The following is a 25,888-nucleotide window of genomic DNA, read 5'->3' as shown; positions in this document are numbered from 1 at the left end:
AAAAGATTAGGATGTCATAATATGAAAGTAGACTTATTTGATTTTCATTTGCCAGAAGAATTAATTGCTCAAGTACCTTTAAAAAATCGGACTGACAGCCGGTTAATGGTATTGAATAAAGAAACAGGCGAAATCCAGCATGAAGTTTTTAAAGATATTACTGAGTATTTGCGTGAAGGGGATTGCCTTGTCTTAAATGACACAAAGGTATTGCCTGCACGCCTTTTTGGCGTCAAACAAGATACCGGCGCCAAAATTGAAGTCCTGCTGCTGAAACAGCTTGAAGGCGACCAGTGGGAAACCCTTGTGAAGCCGGCCAAACGGGTGAAGGAAGGGACCGAAATTGATTTCGGCGACGGCTTGCTTACTGCCGTGTGCACAGGAACTTCTGACCATGGCGGCAGGGTGTTGGAATTCAAATATGAGGGGATTTTTTACGAGGTGCTTGATCAATTAGGTGAAATGCCGCTGCCCCCATACATAAAAGAGCAGCTCGAAGACCGCGATCGATACCAGACCGTGTTTGCCCGTGAACCAGGTTCCGCGGCTGCACCGACGGCAGGGCTTCATTTTACCGAAGAACTATTGGCTGAAATTAAAGAAAAGGGTGTTCATGTTGCGTTTATCACCCTCCATGTTGGCCTTGGTACGTTCAGACCTGTAAGTGTTGATGATGTGTTGGAGCATGATATGCACTCGGAATTTTATATTGTAACGGAAGGAACAGCGCGGCTCCTAAACGAGGTTCGTCAAAATGGCGGCAGAATCATCACTGTTGGGACGACCTCAACAAGGACGCTGGAGACCATCGCTTCCGCTAATGAGGGGCAATTTGTCGAAGGCAGCGGCTGGACCAATATTTTCATTTATCCGGGCTATGAGTTTAAGGCAATCGATGGAATGATCACCAACTTCCATTTGCCAAAATCAACCTTGATTATGCTCGTCAGCGCCTTGGCCGGCAGGGAAAATATTTTGCACGCCTACACGACAGCAGTAGAAGAGCGGTACCGATTCTTTAGCTTTGGCGATGCAATGTTCATCATCTAAGGCCATAAACGGTGGCGTGAACAGCAATAGAGGTTTTGCATTAGGAAGGAGACAACAATTTGACTGCAATTCGTTATGAATTAATTAAAACATGTAAACAAACGGGGGCTCGGCTTGGCCGTGTTCATACACCGCACGGGTCTTTTGATACACCTGCCTTTATGCCGGTTGGAACACTTGCGACGGTGAAAACGATGTCCCCTGAAGATTTAAAAGAAATGGGTGCCGGGATTATTTTGAGTAATACGTATCATTTATGGCTCCGTCCTGGACATGAAATCATTAAAGAAGCAGGCGGGCTTCATAAATTTATGAACTGGGACCGGGCAATCTTAACAGATTCCGGCGGGTTCCAGGTGTTCAGTTTAAGTGAATTCCGCAAAATTGAAGAAGAAGGGGTTCATTTCCGCAACCATATGAGCGGTGAGAAATTATTTCTATCGCCGGAGAAAGCGATGGAAATCCAGAACGCCCTTGGTTCCGATATTATGATGGCCTTCGATGAGTGTCCGCCATATCCGGCAACCTTCGATTATATGAAAAAGTCAGTCGAGCGGACATCGAGATGGGCTGAGCGCTGTTTAAATGCGCATGCGCGCCCTGAAGACCAAGGTTTATTTGGCATCGTTCAAGGGGGAGAATATGAGGAGCTTCGCAAACAAAGTGCAAGAGACCTGACATCCCTTGATTTTCCTGGATATGCAATCGGCGGCCTATCCGTGGGCGAACCAAAAGATATCATGAATCGGATGCTCGAATACACGACACCGCTATTACCGTCCAATAAACCCCGCTATTTAATGGGGGTAGGTTCACCGGATTCATTAATTGACGGCTCGATTCGCGGAATTGATATGTTTGACTGTGTTCTGCCAACAAGGATTGCTAGAAACGGTACCTTGATGACAAGTACGGGCCGGTTAGTTGTTAAGAATGCACAATATGCGAGGGACTTTGGACCGCTCGATGAAAATTGTGACTGCTATACATGCCGAAATTATAGCAGGGCTTACATTCGTCACTTAATAAAGTGTGACGAAACATTCGGAATTCGATTAACGTCTTACCATAATCTTTATTTTCTGTTAAGATTGATGGAGAAAGTCAGACAAGCCATCATGGAAGACCGGCTTGGTGATTTCCGCGAAGAATTTTTTGAACGTTACGGCTTTAATAAACCGAACGCGAAAAATTTCTAATAGATACTTTTTGAAAGGAGGGAAACAGTTATGGCAGGAGGACTTGGAACAATTGGTCCATTAATTTTAATGTTTGTGTTGTTTTATTTCTTATTAATCCGCCCGCAGCAAAAACGCCAAAAAGCAGTTCGGCAAATGCAAACCGATTTGAAGAAGGGTGACAAAATCGTAACAATTGGTGGATTACATGGGATTATCGACTCGATCGATGATAATAAAGCAGTAATTAAATGTGGGGACGGAAGCCGTCTTACCTATGACCGCAATGCAATTCGTGAAGTCACGGAAGCTGGCGGAGAGAGCGTAAGCCTTTCAAAATAACACATAAAAAGGAAGCCATTTGGCTTCCTTTTCTTTAGCCGATAGAAAAGTAAAACTTTTCAATCAGGCATAAGTGCAACTACGCCTCTGTCTTCGCCTAACGGCTTGCCAATCGGCGAGTTTTCTTTATGAAGACCGCCTAGAATTATTCGTAGCGATATTAACCCCTAAGATTCCACCCATCATCGCGATTAATGTGTAGCAAGTGTGATAGATTACTTGCTCTGTGTCAAATAAGCGATCATAGCCCAAGTATTGAAATAAAAAAACCACTAGCGAGTAAATAAGCCCAGTAAAACCGCCGATAAGCCAGCCCTTTTCTTTACGCTTACCTCCGGAAAGAAAACCGCCCCCGAAAAGCGCAATAAATGATAACGCCGTTATGATATATTGCAGCGAACCCTCCCCGGCGGACGTAAACCTAAGTATAAATGCAAATATCAGGCTGCATATCACAGCAAAAGCAAAGATAAAAATTAATCCGTACATAATGGATGTCCCAAAGCTTTTTGATTCGATTTTAACTCTCCCCCTTCAGCATCCTCCGTGGCTGTTTTTATTTTTCATATCCAGCCCAGGCCATAGATACAAATTTCTTTCCTAGTACAAGCGTATTCACGAGAACAGGAAAGTAGAATGAAAATTTGTCTGCTTTTCACAAAAGAAAACGAATGATTCGTCGTAAACTAGCGGACAATAGTACGGAATGGAAAAAAAGGGGCGATCAGCAAGTGGAAGTTTATTTGAATATTATTTTTCGAACCATATTTTTATATTTACTGATGCTAGTCATATTCAGGATCATGGGGAAGCGGGAAATTGGCGAATTAAGCGTCCTTGACCTGGTCGTTTTTATCATGATTGGTGAGATGGCTGTTATTGCAATTGAAAATACGAAGGACCCGCTATTTCATACGGTGGTGCCGATGGTTCTCTTGATGTGTATTCAAATCACGCTCGCGATCATTTCGCTGAAAAATAAAAAATTTCGTGATATTGTGGATGGACAGCCAAGTATCGTCATCAATCGAGGAAAAATTGACGAGGAGGCAATGAAAAAGCTCCGCTATAACTTTGATGATTTAATGTCACAATTAAGAGAAAAGGACATTAGAAGTATTGGAGATGTTGAATTTGCCATTTTAGAAACCTCAGGCAAACTGTCTGTTTTAGAAAAAGTTGACGACCCGAAGCAGCCCAAGACGCCTGCTAAGAATGGAGATATTACCATCCCGCTAATTATGGATGGAACGATTGAAGAAGAAAATTTAAAAAGGATCAATAAAACCAATTTATGGCTCCGCCAAGAACTTAAGAAAAAGGGTTACCGCGATATTAAGAAAATTTCCTTTTGCAGCTATGAAAACGGCAAATTTTTCATTGATACCCAGGATTTAAGGTAGAGACACGCCGGCAAAACTGCGTGTCTTCTAATTTGTTCAAAATAACTTCCCAATCCATGGAATTCGGTGGATTTCATCTTTTTTAATCAGTCCGAATAACAGGAGCATGACGAGATAGGAAATCCCCATGCCAGTAATCGAGGTTAACACCCTTACCAGCAAATGTTCGCTTAAGAGGATATTCTCAAATAGCCAATATCCTAACCAGCCGGAGGCGCCCATGACGAGAAAACCTTTAAAATAATCGCCAATATAAAATGGAAAGGTAACTTTTTTCAAAACAGTGGCAAAGTGAAGAATCGTTACTAACACAAAGCCGACAATAATACCGAGTGCAGCCCCCGTGATACCGAAGGAAGCCTGTGAGGCAAGGAAAAAGATCACAGCCGTTTTGACAACCGCCCCAATAAGACTGTTGATCATCGCCGCTCTAGCAAGATTTAACGCCTGGAGAACAGCTTGTAATGGACCTTGATAATAAAAAAACAAGAAGAACGGCGCCATTAAACGAATAAAGTAGGACCCTTTTGTTGACCCATACATTAACTGCATTAGTGGGTCTGCCAATACATAGAGGACAATGACGGCAAGACCGCCGGTTAAAAACGTCAATCTTAATGCCTGCTGGAGCCGATAGGCGATTAACTTATGGTTATTGCGGGAGTTGGCCTCACTGATGGCTGGAACCAAAGATGTTGCCAATGAAAAGGTGACAAAAGACGGGAGCATTAACAGCGGCATCGCATAGCCGGTTAACAACCCATATTGTTTAGTCCCATTCACCGCTAGAACACCTGCTAGAGCTAAGCTGTGAGCAACGACGATCGGTTCAAAAAACCAGGCAACAGAACCAATCATTCTGCTTCCCATCGTAGGTAAAGCAATCTTCATTAAATCTTGAAATGTCTTTTTCCCTTTATGAGCAAATTGGAAGAAATTCTTTCGAAGCGGAAAACGTTTTTTCAATTTGAAGGTCGTCATAAGGTAAACCAGTGATAATAGTTCACCTAAAACAGATGCCGCCATTGCCGCTGCTGCCGCATATTGAACACCATAGGGAAGAAATGCTTTTGTCATCACGGCAATTAGGGTAATTCTGACACCCTGCTCTAAAATCTGCGAAACGGCTGACGGACGCATGTTTTGTCTTCCTTGAAAGTAGCCTCTTAACACAGAAGAAACGGCAATAATCGGAATCGCCGGCGCAATCGCAATTAAAGGATAATAGGTCCTTGGATCGGTGAACAGTGTCGTTGCTAGAATAGGTGCCAGCAGGATGATCACCGGTGTAAGAATGATCGATAAGCTAATCGTAGTGGCAAGGGAAACAACAAGGATTTTTTTTATTTCAGCATAATCACCTCTTGCCTCAGCCTCGGCAATATTTTTTGAAATCGCCACGGGAAGCCCCAGCTGTGTGATTGTTACGACAAGAATAAAGGTGGGATACGCCATCATGTATAGGCCCACACCTTCTTCACCAATGCTCCGCGCTAGGACAATCCGATAAATAAAACCGAGGACCCTAGTAATTAATCCGGCAATTAATAGGATAAAAGTCCCCTTCAAAAACTTCGACATGCTGATTCCCACCTTCTCAAAAAAGAAGAATTCATATACAATTAACTATATGCTTGATGGTGGACAAAGCATGACAAGTAGTAAGACGTTTTTGAATGCAAGTATTACTTTAGGGGGCAGAGTGAATGGATAATAACCACGCATACGATTATTTTCGTACCCAGGTACAACCGGCACTAGCAAGTAAACTTTCAGAGTTTCGCTTGCTCGGTTACGATTCGGTAACAGAACAAGAGCTTTGGGAATTCTTAATTAAGAAAAAGTGGAAGAAGGTAAAGGATGAATTAATGCTGCATGAAATTATCCAAGCCATTCTCTCTGTTAAGGTAAGTGATTATCTCAGCTTTGCAGCAATCGAGACATATAAGACGTCTGAATTCTCATTTGATGATGAAAATGAATTGAAAGAGTTATTGAAATAATCCTACCATTTTCAAATTGACAGCATTTCTAACTTATTCCATAATAGTATCAGTGACTTTTTTTTATTATTTGGACGTAAACGTGCTAAGGAACAGGCACTAAGGAGGAACAATACATAATGGTAAAGCGCAGCAGAATTATTGCTTTCTTTCTTGTAATCTTAATTGCAGGAAGCACTATGGGAGCAACAGCAAAAAACATTGTAAACAATATGAAACTTGGACTTGACCTCCAAGGCGGATTTGAGGTTTTGTACGAGGTTGAGCCGGCGAAAAAAGGTCAAAAGATTGATAAAGAGGTATTGGCTAGTACGGCTGAAGCGCTCGACAGACGGATCAACGTCCTTGGAGTAAGTGAACCGAGCATTCAAATTGAAGGAACAAACCGAATCCGCGTTCAGCTGGCCGGGATCACTGACCAAAACAAAGCGCGTGAGATTTTGTCTACTCAGGCAAATTTATCCTTCCGCGATGCAAATGACCTTCTGAAGATGGACGGCACAGACTTAAAGCAAGGCGGAGCAAAGCAAACTTTTGATGAAAATGGCGCACCAAGCGTTTCTTTAACATTAAATAATGCGAATAAATTCCGCAAAGTGTCTGAAGAAATTATGAACACGAATCCAAATGTTCTTGTTATTTGGCTAGATTTTGAAGAGGGAAAAGACTCCTTTAAAGCTGAATCAGCAAAACCAAATCCAAAATATATATCAGCTCCAACTGTAAGGCAAGTGTTTAATCAAAATACGGTTTCAATTGTGGGCAATTTTACTACAAAAGAAGCGCAAACCTTGGCATCGCTTTTAAATGCTGGTTCATTACCGGTAAAGCTTACGGAAGTGTACTCCACGTCTGTCGGCGCTAAGTTCGGGGAACAGGCATTAAATGAGACGATTTTTGCAGGAATCATCGGTGTCGCCATCATTTTCTTGTTTATGATTTTCTATTATCGTTTTCCAGGATTCATTGCCGTTATTGCGTTAAGTATTTATATTTATTTGATTCTATTGGTTTTTGATTGGATGAATGGGGTATTAACACTGCCGGGAATTGCCGCGATTATTCTTGGGATTGGTATGGCTGTTGACGCGAATATCATTACCTACGAGCGGATCAAGGATGAGATTAAAGTTGGTAAATCGATTAAATCAGCATTCCAGGCTGGTGAAAATCATGCGTTTAGGACCATTCTTGATGCCAACTTGACTACGATGTTGACAGCAGGTGTATTATTTTTCTACGGGACAAGCTCAGTTAAAGGGTTTGCTACGATGTTACTCGTGAGTATCTTTATGAGTTTTCTCACCGCTGTTTACGGATCAAGGTTTTTATTAGGTCTATGGGTTCACAGTGGATTATTTAAAAATAAACCTAGCTGGTTTGGTGTACATCCGTCCAAAATTCATGATATTGCTGAAAATTTTGATACAATAGATCTCCCAACCAGATTTGATAAGCTAGATTTTATAAAAATGAAAAATAAATTCTTCATTATTTCAGGTGTGCTTCTCGTTGTTGGTATAATCATTATTGCTGTTTTCCGTTTGAACCTAGGTATTGATTTTTCAAGTGGCACGCGCGTTGAAATTCAATCAAAAACACCTTTGACAACGACACAGGTTGAAAATGCGTTTAGCAAGCTTCATTTAAAGATAGATGATGTCGTTATTTCTGGTGATAAAAAGCAAATTGGTGCTGCTCGAATGGTTGGGGTTTTATCGAAAGATGAAATAGCCCATTTAAAAGCAGAGTTTAATAAGGAATTCGGCTCAGAGCCGAATGTCAGCACTGTTTCGTCAGAAGTTGGGAAAGAGCTGGCGAAAAATGCCTTTTACGCCGTGTTGATTGCATCGATAGGAATTATTCTCTACGTTACCATTCGATTTGAAATGTATATGGCGATTGCGGCCGTTATTTCCTTGCTTCACGATGCGTTCTTTATAATTGCCTTCTTCAGTCTTACAAGACTTGAAGTCGATTTAACTTTTATTGCTGCTATTTTAACAATTGTTGGTTATTCGAACCACGATACAATCGTCACCTTTGACCGGATTCGTGAAAACCTGCATAAGAAAAAGCGTCTCAAAACCGTTCAGGAGATTGCTGACGTAGTAAATGTTAGTATCCGTCAAACATTAACGCGTTCGATCAACACTGTTTTAACCGTATTAATTGCTACTACAGGTTTAATGATTTTCGGAAGTGCATCGATCCGCAATTTCTCCATCGCCTTATTTGTAGGATTAATTGTCGGGGTATACTCTTCCCTTTTTATCGCAAGTTCACTATGGTTTGTTATGAAATGTAAAGAGCTAAAGAAAAAGGGAGTTATTAAAACAGAAAAGGTTAAAAAGAAATATTCAGATCAACCACAAGTGTAATTTTTGGAAAAACCGCAGACATATTGCGGTTTTTCTTTATTGAAAGCTGTTTAATGCTCCTGTATAATAAGAAAGTCTGAGGGGTGAACAAGCAAATGTTAAAATCAAAATCAAGATGGATTGTTCGCAGTTCTGATCACAATCTAGTAAAAATGCTAGCAGATGAATTGAAAATTACACCTCTAGTTGCGTCGCTGCTTGTCAACCGTGGCTTAGATACCGTAGAATCTGCACGGTATTTTTTATTTGGCAAGGATGAATTTCATGACCCGTATCTATTAAAAGGGATGGATATCGCGGTTGAGAGAATTCAAGAAGCAATTGAAAAGCAAGAACCCATCCTTATTTTTGGTGATTATGACGCTGATGGTGTAAGCAGTACATCGGTGTTGATGATTGCCCTTCGTGACTTGGGAGCAAATGTACAATTCTACATCCCAAATCGTTTTACCGAAGGATATGGACCAAATGAACCGGCATTCCGTCAGGCGGCGGAAAGTGGAATAAAGTTAATTATTACTGTTGATACTGGAATATCTGCTCTCCATGAAGCAGCAGTCGCAAAAGAAATCGGAATGGACCTAATCATTACCGACCACCATGAGCCGGGGCCTGTCTTACCGGAAGCACTTGCAATTATTCACCCGAAACTTCCGGATAGCGACTATCCATTTCGGGAACTGGCAGGAGTAGGAGTCGCGTTTAAACTTGCCCATGCCCTTTATGGAGCAGTTCCAGAGCATTTACTCGAAATTGCCGTCATTGGAACAATTGCCGATTTAGTTTCATTAAAAGATGAAAACCGGCTGATTGTGAAAAAAGGGCTTGAAAAGTTAAAGGCTACGAAAAATATCGGTCTTAAAGCGATTTTAAAATTGGCTGGGGTCGATCCTCTGTCAATAAGTGAAGAAACGATTGGCTTTACGCTTGCACCGCGGATAAATGCCGTGGGCCGCTTAGAAGATGCAGACCTCGCCGTTCAGCTTATCCTCACAGGAGACCCGGAGGAAGCAAAACATTTAGCGGAAGAAATGGATGCGTTAAATAAGTCAAGGCAAGCGATTGTCAATGCGATTACCACTGAAGCAATTGAAGAGGTGGAATCAAATTATCCAATCGAATCCAATAAGGTTCTCGTCATCGGTAAAGAAGGCTGGAATGCCGGTGTTATTGGCATTGTCGCCTCAAGGCTTGTTGATAAATACTACCGGCCAACGATTGTGTTAAATTTTGACCCGGATAAAGGGGTTGCAAAGGGTTCTGCCCGGAGCATTGCCGGCTTTGACCTGTTCAAAAATTTATCAACCTGCCGTGAGATTCTTCCACATTTTGGCGGTCACCCGATGGCTGCAGGAATGACTTTGAAACTAGAGGATGTTGCTGAGCTCCGGACAAGATTAAATAACCTTGCTGAGGAGCAGTTAACTGAAGCGGATTTTGTCCCAGTAACCTATCTTGATGAGGAAATCCGTCTGGAAGACATTAGTGTATCGTCAATCGAAGAAATGAGTCTGCTTTCTCCTTTTGGAATGGACAACCCTAAACCAAAAGTTTTAATAAATAATGCTGAAATTGCCAGTATGAGAAAAATTGGCAGTGAGCAAAACCATTTAAAGGTGTTAGTGAATGAAGCTGATGCCAATCTTGATGGAGTAGGTTTTGGGTTAGGATCTTTAGTTGACCAAATCTCACCTGCTTCAAAAATTTCATTCATTGGGGAATTATCTATTAATGAATGGAACAATATACGTAAACCACAAATTTTCATTCACGATATCGCGGTGAATTCTTGGCAGTTATTTGACTATCGCGGGCAAAAGCGAATGAGCGCCATTGCTCAATCCGTTCCTGCAGAAAACAGGAAATTCATTATTTTTAATAAAGAACATCTAGAAAAAATGAGCCCAGAATTAATGGCTGATACCATTCATGTTCAAGATATCGAAGAAGCAAAAGCTCTCAATTGTAACCAGGCAAATATCGTTTTAGTTGACTTCCCGCCCTCAAAAGAGATTCTCGAGGTTTTATTAAAAGGGAAACAGCCGGCAAGGGTGTATGCCTATTTTTATAAGAAATCCAGTGATTTCTTCAGCACGGTTCCAACCCGTGATCATTTTAAATGGTTCTATGCCTTTTTAGTAAAGAAAGGTCCGATTGACCTTAAGCGAAATGGCGAAGATATCGCCAAACATCGCGGCTGGTCACAGGAAACGATAAACTTTATGGCAAAGGTGTTTTCTGAACTGGATTTTGTTACAATAAACAATGGATTTATTTCTTTAACAACTGGCGCGCAAAAGCGTGATTTAAGTGACTCTCGAACATATCAAACCAAACAGATGCAATATGCTCTTGAACGGGATTTATTATTTTCGTCCTTTCATGATTTAAAGGGCTGGTTCGATCAAGTTATCCAAGAGTCGGTAGAAACTGAGGAGGAAATAACAGAATGGATTTAAAGCAATTTATTACCATCGTACCCGATTGGCCAAAGCCAGGAATTAAATTTAAAGATATTACCCCATTAATGAATGATGGTGAAGCATATAAATATGCAACCGACCAGATCGTTTCTTACGCAAAGGAAAAACAAATTGATATAATTGTTGGACCTGAAGCACGCGGCTTTATTATTGGCTGTCCAGTTGCATATTCGCTAGGAGTAGGCTTTGCCCCAGTCCGTAAAGAGGGCAAGCTGCCGCGTGAAACGATTAAAGTCGGCTATGGTCTGGAATATGGAAAAGACGTTCTTACAATTCATAGGGATGCGATTAAACCTGGACAACGCGTGTTAATCACGGATGATTTGTTAGCAACCGGCGGTACGATTGAAGCGACTATTCAATTAGTGGAAGAGCTCGGCGGAGTAGTAGCTGGTATCGCTTTCTTAGTTGAGTTAAGCTATTTAGATGGCCGCAAAAAGTTAGACGGCTATGATATTTTAACACTTATGCACTATTAAAAAGTGAGCTGGAGGGCACTCAGATGAGGGTGCTCTCTTTATATAATATAAAAATAATATTCGACATATCTCGATAATTTGCAGAAATTACTTACAATCTCTTTACATCTTCGCTATTTTTTTCGATAATAGAAACAATCATTCTAATTTTGTAACAATAATTTCAAAAATACCATTAAATAATAAAATGAGACGAAAATAAAGGTGATTTCATGGCGAATGATCAAGTGTTAACAGCCGACCAAGTCATCGACAAGACCAAGACCTATTTAAATGAAGAGCATGTTGATTTAGTTAAAAAAGCGTATGAATTCGCTAAACATGCTCATCGTGAACAATATCGAAAATCGGGGGAGCCGTACATTATTCATCCCATCCAGGTTGCAGGAATTCTAGCTGACTTGGAGATGGATCCTGCAACGGTTGCTGCGGGTTTTCTTCACGACGTTGTGGAAGATACAACTGTATCCTTAAAAGATATAGAGGAAGCTTTCAATGACGAAGTGGCGATGCTTGTCGATGGGGTAACGAAACTAGGGAAAATTAAATATAAATCTCACGAGGAACAGCAGGCCGAAAACCACCGCAAAATGTTTGTGGCTATGGCTCAGGACATCCGGGTGATTCTGATTAAGCTTGCTGACCGTCTGCATAATATGCGGACACTGAAGCATCTTCCTGTGGAGAAACAGCGCCGAATTTCAAATGAAACACTTGAAATTTTTGCCCCTTTAGCACATCGTCTTGGTATATCTAAGATTAAATGGGAGCTGGAAGATACAGCATTAAGGTATTTAAATCCGCAGCAATACTACCGGATTGTTAACTTAATGAAGAAGAAGCGTGCGGAACGGGAGCAATATCTCGAGGATGTCATCGAGGAAGTCAAGGCTCAGATGGGTGAAGTTTCGATAAAGGCAGAGCTTTCAGGCCGTCCTAAGCATATTTATAGTATTTATCGAAAAATGGTCTTGCAAAATAAGCAATTCAGTGAAATCTATGATTTGCTTGCAGTAAGGATTGTCGTCAACAGCATTAAAGATTGCTACGCGGTTCTCGGCATAATTCACACTTGCTGGAAACCGATGCCCGGCCGCTTTAAGGATTATATCGCGATGCCGAAGCCGAATATGTATCAATCCTTGCATACAACCGTAATTGGACCGAAAGGCGACCCGCTTGAAGTGCAAATTCGCACCTATGAGATGCACCGAATTGCCGAATTCGGGGTTGCAGCACACTGGGCCTATAAAGAAGGCAAAGCCATCAGTGACAGCTCTTCTTTTGAACAAAAATTAACCTGGTTCAGGGAGATTCTAGAGTTCCAAAATGATACCGCCAATGCCGAAGAGTTTATGGAGTCATTGAAAATTGACCTGTTCTCCGATATGGTGTTTGTGTTTACACCAAAAGGCGATGTCATTGAGCTTCCATCCGGTTCTGTTCCAATCGATTTTGCTTATCGCATCCACTCGGAAATAGGCAATAAAACAATTGGCGCCAAAGTGAACGGCAAAATGGTAACGCTGGACTATCGACTGATGACCGGGGATATTATTGAAATATTAACCTCCAAACATTCCTATGGTCCAAGTCAGGATTGGCTGAAGCTAGCACAGACTTCGCAGGCGAAGAACAAGATCCGCGCCTTCTTTAAAAAGCAGCGCCGTGATGAAAATGTCGTCAAAGGGAAAGAGCTAGTCGAAAAAGAAATCCGTAACATGGAGTTCGAACTGAAAGAAATTTTAACATCAGACAATCTGAAAAAGGTTTCGGAAAAATTTAATTTTTCCAATGAAGAAGATATGTATGCCGCCGTTGGCTATAACGGGGTCACGGCCTTGCAGGTGGCGAACCGCTTAACCGAGAAATGGCGCAAGAAACGCGACCAGGAACAATCAGCGAGCATTACGAATGTGATTTCGGATTTAAAAACATTCCCAGCAAGTAAGAAACGGGAATCCGGCGTCCGCGTTCAAGGAATTGACAACCTGTTAATTCGCTTATCAAGATGCTGTAACCCGGTTCCTGGCGACGAAATTGTCGGGTTTATTACGAAGGGCCGAGGTGTCTCCGTTCATCGTTCCGATTGTACGAACATTGACTCGAATGATGCCCAAACAAGGCTAATTCCGGTCGAGTGGGAATCATCCTTGAATGACCGCAAGGAATATAATGTTGATATCGAAATCAGCGGCTATGATCGCAGCGGAATTCTTAATGAAGTGCTTCAAGCGGTTAATGAGACGAAAACAAATATTTCTGCTGTCACCGGGAAATCAGACCGCAATAAAATGGCAACGATCAGCATGTCCATTGCGATTCACAATGTAAACCATTTGCACAAGGTTGTCGAACGAATTAAACAAATCCCGGATATTTATTCGGTTCGCCGGATTATGAATTAAGGAGTATTGGTATGAGAGTAGTTGTTCAACGCAGCAAAGCCGCACGGGTAACGGTTGCTGGTGAAGTAATAGGAGAAATTACCAAAGGACTTGTCCTGCTTGTCGGCGTGACCCATGAGGACACAGAAGAGGATGCCGCTTACTTAGCCGATAAAATTGCTAACCTAAGGATCTTTGAAGATGCGGCTGAAAAAATGAATTTGTCATTGCTGGATGTCGGCGGTGAAATTCTATCCGTTTCCCAATTTACCCTTTACGGCGATTGCCGAAAGGGGAGAAGACCTAGTTTCATCGAAGCGGCCAGACCGGAGCAGGCTTTGGGGCTTTATGAGGCTTTTAACCGGCTGCTGCGTGAAAAAGGTATTCGCGTTGCAACAGGCCGGTTTGGCGCCATGATGGATGTTGAATTAACCAATGACGGTCCTGTGACGCTGATCGTCGAGAGTAAAGCCTAAAAAAGGCTCGGCACTTTAATTTTAAGTGCCGAGCCTTTTTAGATTAATTACTTTTAAAATACCTTGCTAATCCATCATACAATCCTGAGGCAGCACTTTCTTGAAACCCGCTGGATTTCAGCGTCATTTCTTCCTCAGGATTACTCAAATAGCCAAGCTCCATAAGGACAGCTTTTTGGCTATTTTCACGAACAACATGGAAATCACCAAAACGGACGCCGCGATTTTTCAATTTCGTTTGCCCTACAGTTGAAGCGTAAAGCGTGTCAGCAAGTGACTTTTGATAAGAATGATAATAATAGCCGGTCATACCACGGACACTGCGATCTAAATTACTGTCATAATGCAGGCTGATAAACGCATCAGCATGATAAGTACGTGCAGTATTTACACGGGATGGAAGCGGAAGGAAAGAATCATTATTTCTAGTTAAATAGACATTTGCTCCAGCAGCCCTTAATTTATCATACAAAAGCTGAGCTGTTCGAAGCGTTAACTCCTTTTCTAATGTTCCGGCTGCCCCTGTAGCCCCGTTATCCCCGCCGCCATGCCCTGGATCGAGAACAATGGTTTTATTTTTCAGATAACCTTCGGCTCCTGACTTCACAATCTGCGGATTCGTGCCGTTTGTGGAAACAATCCAGCCAGCAACAAAGCCCGTTTTACCGTTCTTCAGTTTCACTTCATACCAGTCATTCGCTAAACTTTGTACTGAGAAGGTATCGCCTGCGTTCGCCCGCTCCACAACATCCGATTGAACATTGGGCCCTTTTCGGATATTTGTTCCATTTTGTAGAATGGTAACCTTGTTTTCCTTCACAGCTTGTCCAGTATTGGTTTTCGCTGCTGACTTTTCAAGATACCAGCCGGCAACCCACCCAAAACTACCAGACTTAAACTCTATTTTTGCCCAATTATTATACTCTTCCAAAATAGTAAAGCTTTGACCCAGCGATACAGAGCCAATGATGCCTGAATCCAATGATGCTCCTGAGCGGACGCTTAGACTTCCTGCAGTGACCGTCCCGTTCATACCGCTCGATTGTTTCTTTGCGGTGTCCAACGCTTGACTTGAGGCAGATGTGTCAATAAACTCCGCACTTACCCAGCCTCTTAATGTTGAAAAACCGACCTCCAGCCAATTATTTTGTTTCGAATAAATGGTTACAGTCGTGCCTTTTGTTAATTTTCCAACTAAAGTGCTTGAAGAAGATGGCTCCTTGCGGACATTTAAGGTATCACCAATCACCACGCCGCTGGTTACGGTCTTCGCAGGCGGCGTTGCTGGAGTATTTTCCTGCTTAACAGTTTTATACTCTAAAAAATCTCTTGTAACCCAGCCCTCAGTGGATGATGAGCTGATTTTACACCAGTTTTCATTTTGGTCAAGTACCGTTACTTGCTGGCCTTTATTCAAGAAACCGACTATCGGGAAGCTTGTCCCAGGTCCCGAGCGGACCCTTAACTGATCCGTTATGGCAGCGGCGCTTGTGCTTTTTGAACCGGAAGCTTGGGCGGTACTGACTGTTGTCGCCGCATTTTCTTTTGAGACCAGCCAATTAACGACCCAGCCTGTTTTTCCAAAAGATAATTGAATTTCAATCCAATCATCTTTTTCTGATACAATTGAATACTTTTCGCCCCGTTTTGCTATTTTCACAAGGGGATAGCTTAAGCCTGGACCGCCGCGAACGTTGACAGTATCGGTGGAAATGGTTATAGAACCGGTTGCAGCGATACTTTTCCCCTGCGGCAGGAAGGCTCCGAAAATAAGAATGATGCTTACTAGCAGCAGGTTGAATTTTTTAAACATAACACCCTCCTTTTTCTACTTCTTTTATTTTAGCGTAATTAGTAGTGAAAATCATTCCTAAAATGTTAAATAAGGGCAACAAAGCAACAAATTACCCATCTTTGATGCAATTTTTCCCGCTTGTTTGGAAATAATAACAATAAAGAAGATGGAAACAGGGGTGATTTATTTGCGATCAAGTGAAAAGGGAATGAACATACAATCGATGGATGGCCGTCTTTTTGGCGTCGATTTTCATGATTTTATTCAACAAGAACAGCAGTCAACCTCGTTTGAGCTAGCTTCTGAATTCGGTTTATCGATAGGTGATGTCAGAAAGTTAAAAAAACATTTAGAAAGGTCGTAAAACGCTCTTGACATTGCGTACAATGCTCCGTATTATTATATAAATATAAAACAAATAGGGAAATAACCATTGATGGAGCATAGTAATTAAGCTAACCCATGAAAAGAGAGGAAATGCCTTGGGCTGAAAGCATTTCTGCATGTGCCTTAATGAATGAACACTCCGTAGGCTTCTCTCTGAAAAAGCTCAGGGCTCTAGTAGGAGAAGGACGTAACAGGCGTTAACTGTTTAAGAGGGATAGCTTTTTTTGAAGGCTATTCAACTAGGGTGGCACCGCGGGACTACAAACTCTCGTCCCTTGTATTTATTACAAGGGATGGGAGTTTTTTTATTTTTTGCTAAAAATTTTTTACATAAATCAGTTTTGAAGAGGAGGTTTCTGCTATGTCAATCAGCATTCCAAGAGGCACGCAGGACATACTGCCAGGAGAAGTAGAAAAATGGCAGTTGATTGAAGCAAAGGCAAGAGAACTTTGTGAAAAATATCAATATCAAGAAATTCGCACCCCGATTTTTGAATCAACCGAATTATTCTCACGAGGGGTTGGCGACAGCACTGATATTGTTCAAAAAGAAATGTACACCTTCGAAGATCGGGGGAAACGCAGTATCACGCTTCGCCCCGAAGGCACTGCGGCAGTCGTCCGCTCGTTTGTCGAGAAAAAAATGTTCGGCTACGCCAACCAGCCTGTAAAGCTTTATTATATGGGACCAATGTTCCGCTACGAACGCCCGCAGGCAGGCCGCTTCCGCCAGTTTGTCCAGTTTGGTGTTGAGGCGCTCGGCAGTAACGACCCGGCAATTGATGCAGAAGTCATTTCGCTGGCGATGAATCTGTATAAAGAAATGGGTTTGCGGAAATTGAAGCTTATCATCAACAGTCTTGGCGATAAAGAGAGCCGCGTCGCACACCGTGATGCGCTGGTGAATCACTTCAAACCGAGAATCGGCGAGTTTTGTCATGATTGCCAGAATCGTTTGGAGAAAAATCCGCTGCGCATCTTGGATTGTAAACAGGATCGCGACCATGAATTAATGGAATCAGCACCTTCTATCTTAGAATTTTTAAACGATTTTTCTAAAGCTTATTTTGAAAAATTACAGCAGTATTTAACCCAGCTTGATATCCCGTTTGAAGTCGATGCGAACTTAGTCCGCGGCTTAGATTATTATAACCACACCGCTTTTGAGATTATGAGCAACGCGGAAGGCTTCGGGGCGATTACCACTTTGTGCGGCGGCGGCCGTTATAACGGCTTAGCGGAAGAGATTGGCGGTCCGGAAACACCGGGCATCGGCTTTGCCCTAAGCATTGAACGGTTTATCGCTGCGCTAAATGCAGAAGGAATCGAGCTTGAAACGGATCAAGGGATTGATTGTTACCTGGCTGCTCTCGGGGAGGAAGCGAAGGATTATACGGTAGGACTCCTGCAGCAGCTGCGGATGGCTGGTATTTCCGCTGAAAGGGATTACTTAGATCGAAAATTTAAGGCGCAATTTAAAGCGGCAGACCGCCTAAAAGCCAAGTATGTTGCCGTTCTTGGCGAAGATGAGCTTAAGAACAAAAAAATTAATTTGAAGAATATGGCGACGGGTGACCAAGTTGAAATAGAACTTGATTCTTTTGTTCATTATTTTCAAGGATTAAAGGGGGAGTAACAATGTTTGGGAGATCCTATTTTTGCGGAGAAGTACCAGAGTCTGCAGTTGGAGAAAAAGTTACGTTAAAGGGCTGGGTGCAAAAACGACGCGACCTTGGCGGCTTAATTTTTATCGATTTGCGCGACCGTTCAGGAATTGTTCAGGTAGTCTTTAATCCTGATTTATCAAAGGAAGCACTTCAAACAGCGGAAAAAATCCGCAGTGAATTTGTTCTTGATGTTGTTGGGACCGTCGTTGCCCGAGATGCTGGAACTGTTAATGAGAACCTAAAAACAGGTAAAATTGAAATCCAAGCGGATACCGTAACGATTATCAATGAGGCAAAAACGCCGCCGTTTACGATTTCTGATAATACGGATGCTTCAGAAGATGTTCGCCTCAAATATCGTTATTTAGACTTCCGCCGCCCGGTCATTTTTGAAACATTAAAAATGCGTCATCAAGTGACAAAGCAAATTCGCGATTTTCTTGACGGTGAAGGCTTCTTAGATATCGAAACACCGATTTTGACAAAAAGCACGCCAGAAGGTGCACGCGATTATTTAGTTCCAAGCCGTGTTCATCCTGGTGAGTTCTACGCGCTGCCGCAATCACCGCAGCTGTTTAAACAATTGCTGATGGTCGGCGGAATTGAACGTTATTACCAAATTGCCCGCTGTTTCCGTGACGAGGACCTGCGTGCCGACCGCCAGCCCGAATTTACGCAAATCGATATTGAAACAAGCTTCTTAAGCCAAGAGGACATCATGGGCATGATGGAAAAAATGATGACCCAGTTGATGAAAGAAGTAAAAGGTGTCGAAGTGCCGGCAGCCTTCCCGCGGATGACTTACGATGAGGCGATGAGCCGTTTTGGTTCCGATAAACCGGATACCCGTTTTGGCCTTGAGCTTGTCGATGTATCGGAAATCGTCAAGGATTCAGGCTTTAAGGTGTTTGCCGGTGCGGTTGCCGGTGGCGGCCAAGTCAAAGCGTTGAATGTAAAAGGCTGTGCAGATAAGTATTCCCGTAAAGATATTGATGCGTTAACCGAGTTCACGGCAGTTTATGGCGCGAAAGGACTTGCCTGGTTAAAGGTGGATGCAGAAGGTCTGAAGGGGCCGATTGCGAAATTCTTCTCAGCTGAAGATGCACAGGCACTTAAAGCGACTCTTGAGGCATCGGAAGGGGACTTACTCCTATTTGTTGCAGATAAGAAAAGTGTTGTTGCGGACGCCCTTGGCGCTTTAAGACTTAAGCTGGGAAAAGAATTGGGATTAATCGATAATAGCTTATTTCATTTCCTTTGGGTGACAGACTGGCCGCTGTTTGAGTATGATGAGGAAGAAGGCCGTTATTACGCTGCCCACCATCCGTTCACGATGCCATTTAGGGAAGACCTTGAATACCTGGATTCTGACCCTGGAAAGGTCCGTGCCCAGGCCTATGACCTTGTCCTGAACGGCTATGAGCTTGGCGGAGGATCACTGCGGATTTTTGAACGTCCAATTCAGGAAAAAATGTTCAGTGTCCTTGGTTTTTCACCGGAAGAAGCGAAGGAACAGTTCGGCTTCCTAATGAATGCGTTCGAATATGGAACTCCACCGCATGGCGGAATCGCGCTCGGACTTGACCGCTTGGTAATGTTGTTAGCCGGCAGTTCCAACTTGCGTGATACGATTGCCTTCCCGAAAACTGCTAGTGCAAGCTGTTTATTAACGAATGCACCGGGTGAAGTTTCCGAGGCCCAATTAGTTGAACTAAACTTGTCACTAAATGTTAAAAAATAACAGGAATTCGCTTTCATGAAAACTTGAATGCAGCAAGATAATGTGATAATATAAAAGCAATTAAAGAAGAGTCCTGAGATGTACGTTGTGTTACCTGAAGTTTTGACCGAACATTATTTTGTCCGGGAGTCTGAGTTTTCTGATTGCGTAAATGCCCCACCCTATGACGGGTAAGGGGACTTACAATACCGGAAACAAGACACCCCCCTGCTGAGAGCGGGATCAAAACTAAGGACCTAGAAGCAACGGCACCATTGGGACTCTTTTCTATTTCTAAAAAATCAACCTCCTGACTGCTGAGAACGCGGCGGGAGGTTTTATTTTTGTTTTATCTACATAATTCCTATAAAAATACTTGTTTTTATCGAATAGTATGATATATTTTTTAGGTGAAAAAATAACTTTAATTACGAAAATGAATTTATGAAAAATGAATTATGAATTAATGAAATATGAATCATGAATTAGAATTTGGAGTGAAGATAAAATGCTGCATCAATTTTCCCGTAATGAGCTTGCGATTGGTAAAGAAGGACTAGAAATTATGAAAAACAGCACGGTCGCTGTTTTAGGTATAGGCGGAGTTGGTTCGTTCGCTGCAGAAGCATTGGCCCGCTCTGGAGTCGGCCGTTTAGTATTAATCGATAAAGATGATGTTGATATCACAAATATTAATCGACAGCTGATTGCTTTGCTGTCCACTGTCGGTAGACCGAAAGTAGACATTATGAAGGAGCGGATTAAGGATATCAATCCCGACTGCGAAGTAATTGCACTGAAGATGTTTTACACAGAGGAAACGTATGAGGAGATTTTTGGCTACAACTTGGATTTTGTCGTCGACGCCTCTGATACGATTGTTTATAAAATTCATTTAATGAAAGAATGTTTAAAACGAGATATTCCAATTATTTCAAGTATGGGGGCGGCCAATAAAATGGATCCAACCCGTTTTATGATTGCGGACATCTCCAAAACCCATACCGATCCGATTGCGAAGGTAATTCGCACCAAGCTGCGGAAGGAACGAATCCATAAAGGAATTCCGGTTGTTTTTTCTGATGAAAGTCCAATTGTCATTCGCGAAGATATTAAGAAAGAGGTCGGCAACGAAAATGCCGCGATTCGCAAAGCACAAATGCCGCCAGCCTCCAATGCCTTCGTCCCATCCGCTGCAGGTTTGATCCTAGCGAGCTATGTGGTGAGGGAATTACTTAAAGATATTAAGATACAACGTGTTTCGGATGAGAAATGATATTGTGTGTGCAGACCCTGAACTTTTTTGAGTTTAGGGTTTTTTGTTTTCATTGACCGAAACGGTGAAAACGGAGAAAGAAAGGTAAATGAAAAGGGGTTACATTGACCGAGGCGGTGAAAATGTAGGAAGAAAGGTAAATGAAAAGAGGTTACATTGACCGAAACGGTGAAAACAGAGAAAGAAAGGTAAATGAAAAGGGGTTACATTGATCGAAATGATGAAAATGTGGGAAGAAAGGTAAATGAAAAGGAGTTACATTGACCGAAGCGGTGAAAATGTAGGAAAAAAGGTAAATGAAAAGGGGTTACATTGACCGAAACGAGAAAAAAGTGGTAAAACGGTAAAAGAAATTACCAACTAACAAAAAAACGCTCCCCCACTTTAGTGATAGAGCGTTATAAAGGTATAAGCTATCCAATTTTGAATTGTGTTAATCAAGATAAGAATGATTTTTTTATTCAAAATATCTATACTGTCTAGTCCCAATTGAAGTAAGATTTTGCATTAAAATCCTCCTAACCACCTTCGTAGACCCAATCACCCCGCACCATTCATGAATTCCATTTGTAGTAATTTTCCTATCTGGAAAAAGTAGTATAAGCTCCTTCACACTCCTTAGTACAGCAGTATCGACCTTTTCCTCGCACCCACATTTCTCACACACCAATTTCTTATCCCCAACGGAAAGCATGAATGAAAAGCATATAGGGCAGATGATACCTTTTTTCAGCTTTTCATACGTATAGATCGGCTTCCAGGCGTATGGTGATTCGCTTAGATGCATCGCGACTAATTGGTCTGCCAGCTTTTTGTGGCGATAATTTAGCTTTGATGGAATCTGATTTAATTTTTTCATAAGGTGATTGAGCTGAGTTGGGTAAATAATTGGTGTGTTTATTGGGGCTTGATATAAGGTGAATTCGGGGTTTACAAAAGTCACCAATCCTTCAATAGGTAGATAAATCCCGAGTTTTTTAAGTAAAGGACGAAGAAGCGATATACTGCGTTTTAATTGATCCAAGGGGTTCTTTATTTCCTCTTTGGATATCATGGAATGGAAACTCTCGGATTCGTAGTAATAATCGCCCTCATAGTTTTTTACCTCAAATGGATAAATCGTTTCTTGAGCAATAATTAAGGTATCGATTTGAAACACCGAGTTATTATACTCAAGGCATAAATCGTTTAAAATATACAAATCATTTTGCAGTTCCTCGGTTAATTGGTCAAACATCACTTCTCCTTGATACCCTTTTTCAAGGTTTAAATAACGCTTTTTTGCCTTTGATGATAAAGTCATACGTGGATTTAAGAATCTAAACTTTATTAATTCCGTTGATTCGATACGAGGCTTGTAAGTCATAGTACACATCCTTGCACATTGATATAAAATCATTTTATCGAAATATTTGTCGTATTTTTAAAAAATAAATGAATATTTTGTTAACGTTATTCTCGGTCTTCAGACCTAAACCCGATTCCATCCCCGGCCGTTTTTAGAAAATAAAAGAAAAAGGTTATAATAAACTAGGAAATTTTTTCAACAATCAGTTAAACTAAGTTGGGATACATAGAGAGGAGAGAGAGTTTGGAAACTATAGTGGAACTAACAAATGTAACGAAAGTGATAAAAGGAAGAACGATTATAGACGATATCAGCTTCCAAGTGAATAAAGGTGAGGTTTTCGGTTTCTTAGGTCCAAACGGTGCCGGGAAAACGACGACTATTCGGATGATTGTCGGCTTAATGGGGATTACATCGGGAGATATTACCATTGGTGGTGCCAGCATAAATTCCCAGTTTGAAGAAGCGGTCAGACATGTCGGGGCCATCGTTGAAAATCCGGAAATGTATAAATTTTTAAGCGGATATCAAAACCTTGTTCATTATGCAAGAATGTCAAAAGGGATTACAAAGGAAAAAATCCGCGAAACAGTGGAACTGGTTGGTTTAACTGACAGAATCAACGACAAAGTGAAAACTTATTCACTTGGAATGCGCCAACGATTAGGCTTAGCACAATGTCTGTTGCATGATCCAGATGTTCTCATCCTTGACGAGCCCACAAACGGCCTCGACCCCGCGGGTATCAGGGAAATCCGCGATTATGTCCGCCTGCTGGCACGTGAAAAAAATATGGCCGTAATTGTCTCCAGCCACTTGCTTTCTGAAATGGAAATGATGTGTGATCGGATTGGGATTATTCAAAATGGACGGCTAATTGATGTCCAGCATATGAAGGAATTCGTCAACGGCAGCGAAGTCATGTATGAACTGGAAGTCGCCCCGAGTGAAACCGCGCTATCAATTTTGCGGGCACATTATCCACATGCTAGTGCAACCCTCTCTAACAATGGAGTAGCTGTAGAGCTTCCGAAAATAGAAATTCCGAATATCGTGAAAGTTTTTGTTCAAGAAGATATTAAGGTTTTCGGGATAAAAGAAGTGGCAAAAACATTAGAAGATCGCTTCCTCGAAGTGACAGCGGAAAAGGGGGCAGCAACCCGTGGTTAATCTAATCAAAAATGAATGGATGAAAATTTTTAAACGCCCTGGAACCTTTGTAATGATTGGAATTCTTATCGTTTGTATTGCCCTTGTGGGGATTATTATTAAGGCACAACACAATGATAAAGATTTTGTCCAGGATAGCAATTGGCAGCAAGTTTTACAAGAGGAAAATACTGCTTTAAAGCAGCAGTTGGCACAAAGTCGGACAAAGATCGAAAAGGAATTTTTTAAAAAAGAAATCGCCATTAATGAATACCGCATTCAGCATGATATTCCATCAAAGGAAAAATATACGGTTTGGTCATTTGTAAAAGATTCTTCGCAGTTGATCATGTTGGCTGGTTTATTCATCATTATTGTTTCTGCCGGAATTGTGGCTAGTGAATTTAATTGGGGAACGATCAAACTGTTATTGATACGGCCCATCAATAGGACAAAAATCCTCCTATCGAAATATTTAACGGTGTTAATCTACGCCTTATTCTTGCTGGCGATTCTGTTTGTTTTCTCAACTGCACTAGGCGCCATTCTGTTTGGAATGCCAGAAAAAGCCCTTCCATATTTAAATTATTATAATGGGCAAGTTACCGAGCAAAACATTGTTGTCCATTTGCTAATCTATTACGGTTTAAGTTCAATTGACATGATAATGCTAGTGACAATGGCCTTCATGATTTCGTCTGTATTCCGAAATAGCTCCTTGGCCATCGGCTTATCATTATTTTTATTGTTCACCGGTGCTCAATTTACTGCCTTGTTATCAATGAAATTTAACTGGGCAAAATACCTATTGTTTGCGAACACAGATTTAAAGCAATATTTTGAAGGAACGCCAATGGTCGAAGGAATGACCCTTACCTTCTCCATCACCATGCTTTTAATCTACTTTGCCATATTCCAATTCCTAGCCTTCTACGTCTTCAAAAAACGAGACGTCGCAGCTTAGTGAATTCCAATAATTAACAAAAGGTGTCAGGCACCATGTGAAATTTTCACATGGTGCCTGACACCTTATATACTATTTCGAGCGTGTTAATTTTGCGTATACGACGGCGAGTGCCTGCTCGAATTTTCCGGTTTTCTTTGGGCGGTAGTATTGTTTGTTTTTTAGTTTGTTTGGTAAGTATTGCTGCGGGACCCAGCCGTTTTCATAGTCATGGGGATATTTGTAGCCGATTCCTCGGCCAAGCTCTTTTGCTCCTTTATAGTGGGCATCACGGAGGTGATCCGGGATTTCTCCGACAATTCCTTTTTGAATATCCTCAATTGCTGCAGAAATGGCTAAGACGGCAGAATTGGACTTAGGTGAAAGACATAGTTCAATCACGGCGTTGGCTAGCGGTATCCGTGCTTCTGGAAAGCCAATTCTTTCAGCTGTTTCAATCGCGGCTAGCGTCCTAGCTCCCGCCTGCGGATTAGCAAGGCCCACGTCTTCGTAGGCAATTACAATCAAGCGCCTGCTGATACTTGGCATGTCACCAGCTTCAATTAATCTTCCAAGATAATGGAGGGCAGCATTAACGTCACTGCCGCGAATCGATTTTTGGAAAGCAGACAAGACGTCATAGTGGCCATCCCCGTCTTTATCGGCCACCAAGCTTTTCTTTTGCAGGCATTCCTCGGCTGTTTTCACATCGATATGGATAATGTCATTCTCATCTTTATCCGTGGAAAGTACTGCTAGCTCGAGAGCATTTAAGGAGCTCCTGACATCCCCATTGGAGCCTTGGGCAAAATGGAGTAAAGCTTCATCAGATACCTCAACCTTCAATCCACCAAAACCCCGTTCCTCATCTTCAAGGGCACGAGCTAAGGTTTGTTTCACTTCATCAGGTGATAACGGCTTTAGTTCAAAAATTTGACAGCGGCTGCGGATTGCAGGATTAATCGCATGGTAGGGGTTGCTCGTTGTTGCCCCGATTAATACAATCATTCCGTTTTCCAAGTAGGGCAGTAAAAAATCCTGCTTCGCTTTATCCAAACGATGGACTTCATCGAGAAGCAGAATGACCTTCCCCGACATTTTCGCCTCAGCAGCGACAATTTCCATATCTTTTTTATTGTTCGTAACGGCGTTAAGCGTCCGAAAGGCATATTTGGTACTGCCGGCAATTGCGCTGGCAATCGAGGTTTTGCCAATCCCTGGCGGTCCGTATAATATCATCGATGTCAGCTGTTTTGCTTTTACCATTCTGGCAATTATTTTTCCGTCACCAACCAAATGTTCCTGGCCAGCGACTTCTTCAATCGTTCTAGGACGCATCCGATAGGCTAAAGGCTTTTGCTGCATATACATCTCTCCAAAAAAATATTCACTTTCATCTTACCATTTTCACTGCTAAAAGC

General features: G+C 41.9%; 21 protein-coding genes, 1 other RNA gene and 1 other annotated feature. Of the genes, 17 read left to right on the top strand and 5 right to left on the bottom strand.

Going from position 1 to position 25,888, the window contains the following annotated elements; all coding sequences use genetic code 11:
- Positions 1 to 21: 21 nt before the first annotated feature.
- Genes queA through yajC form a run of 3 tightly spaced genes read left to right on the top strand, consistent with a single transcriptional unit; the run spans position 22 to position 2,570 of the window.
- The gene (gene queA / locus ACFVSW_RS11340) at positions 22 to 1,050 is read left to right on the top strand and encodes a tRNA preQ1(34) S-adenosylmethionine ribosyltransferase-isomerase QueA (RefSeq protein WP_387315836.1); all 1,029 of its coding nucleotides are present in this window, start codon (positions 22 to 24) and stop codon (positions 1,048 to 1,050) included.
- A 59-nt stretch (positions 1,051 to 1,109) separates the two neighbouring features.
- Positions 1,110 to 2,249 carry a tRNA guanosine(34) transglycosylase Tgt gene (tgt, locus tag ACFVSW_RS11335; protein ID WP_024030161.1) on the top strand — a complete coding sequence of 380 codons (1,140 nt, stop codon included), beginning with the start codon at positions 1,110 to 1,112 and terminating at the stop codon, positions 2,247 to 2,249.
- A gap of 30 nt (positions 2,250 to 2,279) precedes the next feature.
- On the top strand, positions 2,280 to 2,570 hold the full coding sequence (gene yajC / locus ACFVSW_RS11330; protein WP_387315835.1) for a preprotein translocase subunit YajC: 291 nt from the start codon (positions 2,280 to 2,282) through the stop codon (positions 2,568 to 2,570).
- A gap of 126 nt (positions 2,571 to 2,696) precedes the next feature.
- On the opposite strand, the gene ACFVSW_RS11325 is transcribed toward yajC, so the two are convergent.
- On the bottom strand, positions 2,697 to 3,059 hold the full coding sequence (locus ACFVSW_RS11325; RefSeq protein WP_387315833.1) for a TIGR04086 family membrane protein: 363 nt from the start codon (positions 3,057 to 3,059) through the stop codon (positions 2,697 to 2,699).
- Positions 3,060 to 3,301: 242 nt separating this feature from the next.
- Between ACFVSW_RS11325 and ACFVSW_RS11320 the strand changes: the two genes are divergently transcribed.
- Positions 3,302 to 3,973 carry a DUF421 domain-containing protein gene (locus tag ACFVSW_RS11320; protein WP_387316054.1) on the top strand — a complete coding sequence of 224 codons (672 nt, stop codon included), beginning with the start codon at positions 3,302 to 3,304 and terminating at the stop codon, positions 3,971 to 3,973.
- A gap of 36 nt (positions 3,974 to 4,009) precedes the next feature.
- Here ACFVSW_RS11320 and spoVB read toward each other — a convergent pair whose 3' ends face one another.
- A complete protein-coding gene (gene spoVB / locus ACFVSW_RS11315; protein WP_387315831.1) occupies positions 4,010 to 5,554 on the bottom strand; it encodes a stage V sporulation protein B in 1,545 nt (514 codons plus the stop codon).
- Positions 5,555 to 5,679: 125 nt separating this feature from the next.
- Between spoVB and ACFVSW_RS11310 the strand changes: the two genes are divergently transcribed.
- The 6 genes from ACFVSW_RS11310 to dtd all read left to right on the top strand — a co-directional run bounded on the left by ACFVSW_RS11310 (position 5,680) and on the right by dtd (position 14,182).
- A complete protein-coding gene (locus ACFVSW_RS11310) occupies positions 5,680 to 5,976 on the top strand; it encodes a post-transcriptional regulator (RefSeq protein WP_387315829.1) in 297 nt (98 codons plus the stop codon).
- 119 nt (positions 5,977 to 6,095) lie between these two features.
- Entirely contained in the window at positions 6,096 to 8,357 is a 2,262-nt protein-coding gene (secDF, locus tag ACFVSW_RS11305) for a protein translocase subunit SecDF (protein WP_387315826.1), read from the top strand.
- Between the two features lie 95 nt (positions 8,358 to 8,452).
- Positions 8,453 to 10,816, top strand: a complete 2,364-nt coding sequence (gene recJ, locus ACFVSW_RS11300; protein ID WP_387315825.1) for a single-stranded-DNA-specific exonuclease RecJ — start codon at positions 8,453 to 8,455, stop codon at positions 10,814 to 10,816.
- The gene (locus ACFVSW_RS11295) at positions 10,807 to 11,319 is read left to right on the top strand and encodes an adenine phosphoribosyltransferase (protein ID WP_066090416.1); all 513 of its coding nucleotides are present in this window, start codon (positions 10,807 to 10,809) and stop codon (positions 11,317 to 11,319) included. Before recJ ends, ACFVSW_RS11295 begins: the two co-directional genes overlap by 10 nt.
- A gap of 212 nt (positions 11,320 to 11,531) precedes the next feature.
- The gene (locus tag ACFVSW_RS11290; RefSeq protein ID WP_387315823.1) at positions 11,532 to 13,727 is read left to right on the top strand and encodes a RelA/SpoT family protein; all 2,196 of its coding nucleotides are present in this window, start codon (positions 11,532 to 11,534) and stop codon (positions 13,725 to 13,727) included.
- An 11-nt stretch (positions 13,728 to 13,738) separates the two neighbouring features.
- Entirely contained in the window at positions 13,739 to 14,182 is a 444-nt protein-coding gene (gene dtd, locus ACFVSW_RS11285; protein ID WP_387315821.1) for a D-aminoacyl-tRNA deacylase, read from the top strand.
- A gap of 43 nt (positions 14,183 to 14,225) precedes the next feature.
- Here dtd and ACFVSW_RS11280 read toward each other — a convergent pair whose 3' ends face one another.
- Positions 14,226 to 15,995, bottom strand: coding sequence for an N-acetylmuramoyl-L-alanine amidase family protein (locus ACFVSW_RS11280; RefSeq protein WP_387315819.1), 1,770 nt, complete (start codon positions 15,993 to 15,995; stop codon positions 14,226 to 14,228).
- Between the two features lie 169 nt (positions 15,996 to 16,164).
- On the opposite strand from ACFVSW_RS11280, the gene ACFVSW_RS11275 reads away from it, so the two are divergent.
- From ACFVSW_RS11275 to ACFVSW_RS11255, 5 genes are all read left to right on the top strand, one after another.
- Positions 16,165 to 16,341, top strand: a complete 177-nt coding sequence (locus tag ACFVSW_RS11275) for a hypothetical protein (RefSeq protein ID WP_024030149.1) — start codon at positions 16,165 to 16,167, stop codon at positions 16,339 to 16,341.
- Positions 16,342 to 16,401: 60 nt separating this feature from the next.
- Positions 16,402 to 16,643, top strand: a binding site (T-box leader).
- 82 nt (positions 16,644 to 16,725) lie between these two features.
- Positions 16,726 to 18,000, top strand: a complete 1,275-nt coding sequence (hisS, locus tag ACFVSW_RS11270; RefSeq protein ID WP_387315816.1) for a histidine--tRNA ligase — start codon at positions 16,726 to 16,728, stop codon at positions 17,998 to 18,000.
- Between the two features lie 2 nt (positions 18,001 to 18,002).
- Positions 18,003 to 19,772: an aspartate--tRNA ligase gene (gene aspS, locus ACFVSW_RS11265; protein WP_387315813.1), complete on the top strand. Its 1,770-nt coding sequence runs from the start codon at positions 18,003 to 18,005 to the stop codon at positions 19,770 to 19,772.
- Between the two features lie 67 nt (positions 19,773 to 19,839).
- Positions 19,840 to 20,037: non-coding RNA, 6S RNA (gene ssrS, locus ACFVSW_RS11260), on the top strand.
- A gap of 222 nt (positions 20,038 to 20,259) precedes the next feature.
- Positions 20,260 to 21,027, top strand: a complete 768-nt coding sequence (locus ACFVSW_RS11255; protein ID WP_387315811.1) for a tRNA threonylcarbamoyladenosine dehydratase — start codon at positions 20,260 to 20,262, stop codon at positions 21,025 to 21,027.
- A 457-nt stretch (positions 21,028 to 21,484) separates the two neighbouring features.
- On the opposite strand, the gene ACFVSW_RS11250 is transcribed toward ACFVSW_RS11255, so the two are convergent.
- Positions 21,485 to 22,393, bottom strand: a complete 909-nt coding sequence (locus ACFVSW_RS11250; protein ID WP_387315808.1) for an NERD domain-containing protein — start codon at positions 22,391 to 22,393, stop codon at positions 21,485 to 21,487.
- A gap of 225 nt (positions 22,394 to 22,618) precedes the next feature.
- Here ACFVSW_RS11250 and ACFVSW_RS11245 point away from each other — a divergent pair, with 225 nt between their 5' ends.
- Together ACFVSW_RS11245 and ACFVSW_RS11240 are read left to right on the top strand one after the other, a co-directional pair.
- A complete protein-coding gene (locus tag ACFVSW_RS11245) occupies positions 22,619 to 23,545 on the top strand; it encodes an ABC transporter ATP-binding protein (protein ID WP_387315806.1) in 927 nt (308 codons plus the stop codon).
- On the top strand, positions 23,538 to 24,488 hold the full coding sequence (locus ACFVSW_RS11240) for an ABC transporter permease (RefSeq protein ID WP_387315804.1): 951 nt from the start codon (positions 23,538 to 23,540) through the stop codon (positions 24,486 to 24,488). Before ACFVSW_RS11245 ends, ACFVSW_RS11240 begins: the two co-directional genes overlap by 8 nt.
- 72 nt (positions 24,489 to 24,560) lie before the next feature.
- On the opposite strand, the gene ACFVSW_RS11235 is transcribed toward ACFVSW_RS11240, so the two are convergent.
- Complete coding sequence (locus ACFVSW_RS11235; protein WP_387315802.1) at positions 24,561 to 25,832, bottom strand: replication-associated recombination protein A; 1,272 nt, start codon at positions 25,830 to 25,832, stop codon at positions 24,561 to 24,563.
- Positions 25,833 to 25,888: the final 56 nt, after the last annotated feature.

Source organism: Neobacillus sp. NPDC058068 (assembly GCF_042885335.1).
Lineage (GTDB): Bacteria > Bacillota > Bacilli > Bacillales > Cytobacillaceae > Neobacillus.
Note: the sequence above shows the minus strand (reverse complement) of the source record. Positions and strands in the feature narration are given on the sequence as shown.

What these genes read in the sequence shown, in the direction of transcription:
- queA (WP_387315836.1), top strand. Translation starts at nt 22, where the DNA reads ATGAAAGTAGACTTATTTGATTTTCATTTGCCAGAAGAATTAATTGCT.
- yajC (WP_387315835.1), top strand. Translation starts at nt 2,280, where the DNA reads ATGGCAGGAGGACTTGGAACAATTGGTCCATTAATTTTAATGTTTGTG.
- ACFVSW_RS11325 (WP_387315833.1), bottom strand. Translation starts at nt 3,059, where the DNA reads ATGTACGGATTAATTTTTATCTTTGCTTTTGCTGTGATATGCAGCCTG.
- spoVB (WP_387315831.1), bottom strand. Translation starts at nt 5,554, where the DNA reads ATGTCGAAGTTTTTGAAGGGGACTTTTATCCTATTAATTGCCGGATTA.
- ACFVSW_RS11310 (WP_387315829.1), top strand. Translation starts at nt 5,680, where the DNA reads ATGGATAATAACCACGCATACGATTATTTTCGTACCCAGGTACAACCG.
- secDF (WP_387315826.1), top strand. Translation starts at nt 6,096, where the DNA reads ATGGTAAAGCGCAGCAGAATTATTGCTTTCTTTCTTGTAATCTTAATT.
- recJ (WP_387315825.1), top strand. Translation starts at nt 8,453, where the DNA reads ATGTTAAAATCAAAATCAAGATGGATTGTTCGCAGTTCTGATCACAAT.
- ACFVSW_RS11295 (WP_066090416.1), top strand. Translation starts at nt 10,807, where the DNA reads ATGGATTTAAAGCAATTTATTACCATCGTACCCGATTGGCCAAAGCCA.
- ACFVSW_RS11290 (WP_387315823.1), top strand. Translation starts at nt 11,532, where the DNA reads ATGGCGAATGATCAAGTGTTAACAGCCGACCAAGTCATCGACAAGACC.
- dtd (WP_387315821.1), top strand. Translation starts at nt 13,739, where the DNA reads ATGAGAGTAGTTGTTCAACGCAGCAAAGCCGCACGGGTAACGGTTGCT.
- ACFVSW_RS11280 (WP_387315819.1), bottom strand. Translation starts at nt 15,995, where the DNA reads ATGTTTAAAAAATTCAACCTGCTGCTAGTAAGCATCATTCTTATTTTC.
- hisS (WP_387315816.1), top strand. Translation starts at nt 16,726, where the DNA reads ATGTCAATCAGCATTCCAAGAGGCACGCAGGACATACTGCCAGGAGAA.
- aspS (WP_387315813.1), top strand. Translation starts at nt 18,003, where the DNA reads ATGTTTGGGAGATCCTATTTTTGCGGAGAAGTACCAGAGTCTGCAGTT.
- ACFVSW_RS11255 (WP_387315811.1), top strand. Translation starts at nt 20,260, where the DNA reads ATGCTGCATCAATTTTCCCGTAATGAGCTTGCGATTGGTAAAGAAGGA.
- ACFVSW_RS11250 (WP_387315808.1), bottom strand. Translation starts at nt 22,393, where the DNA reads ATGACTTACAAGCCTCGTATCGAATCAACGGAATTAATAAAGTTTAGA.
- ACFVSW_RS11235 (WP_387315802.1), bottom strand. Translation starts at nt 25,832, where the DNA reads ATGCAGCAAAAGCCTTTAGCCTATCGGATGCGTCCTAGAACGATTGAA.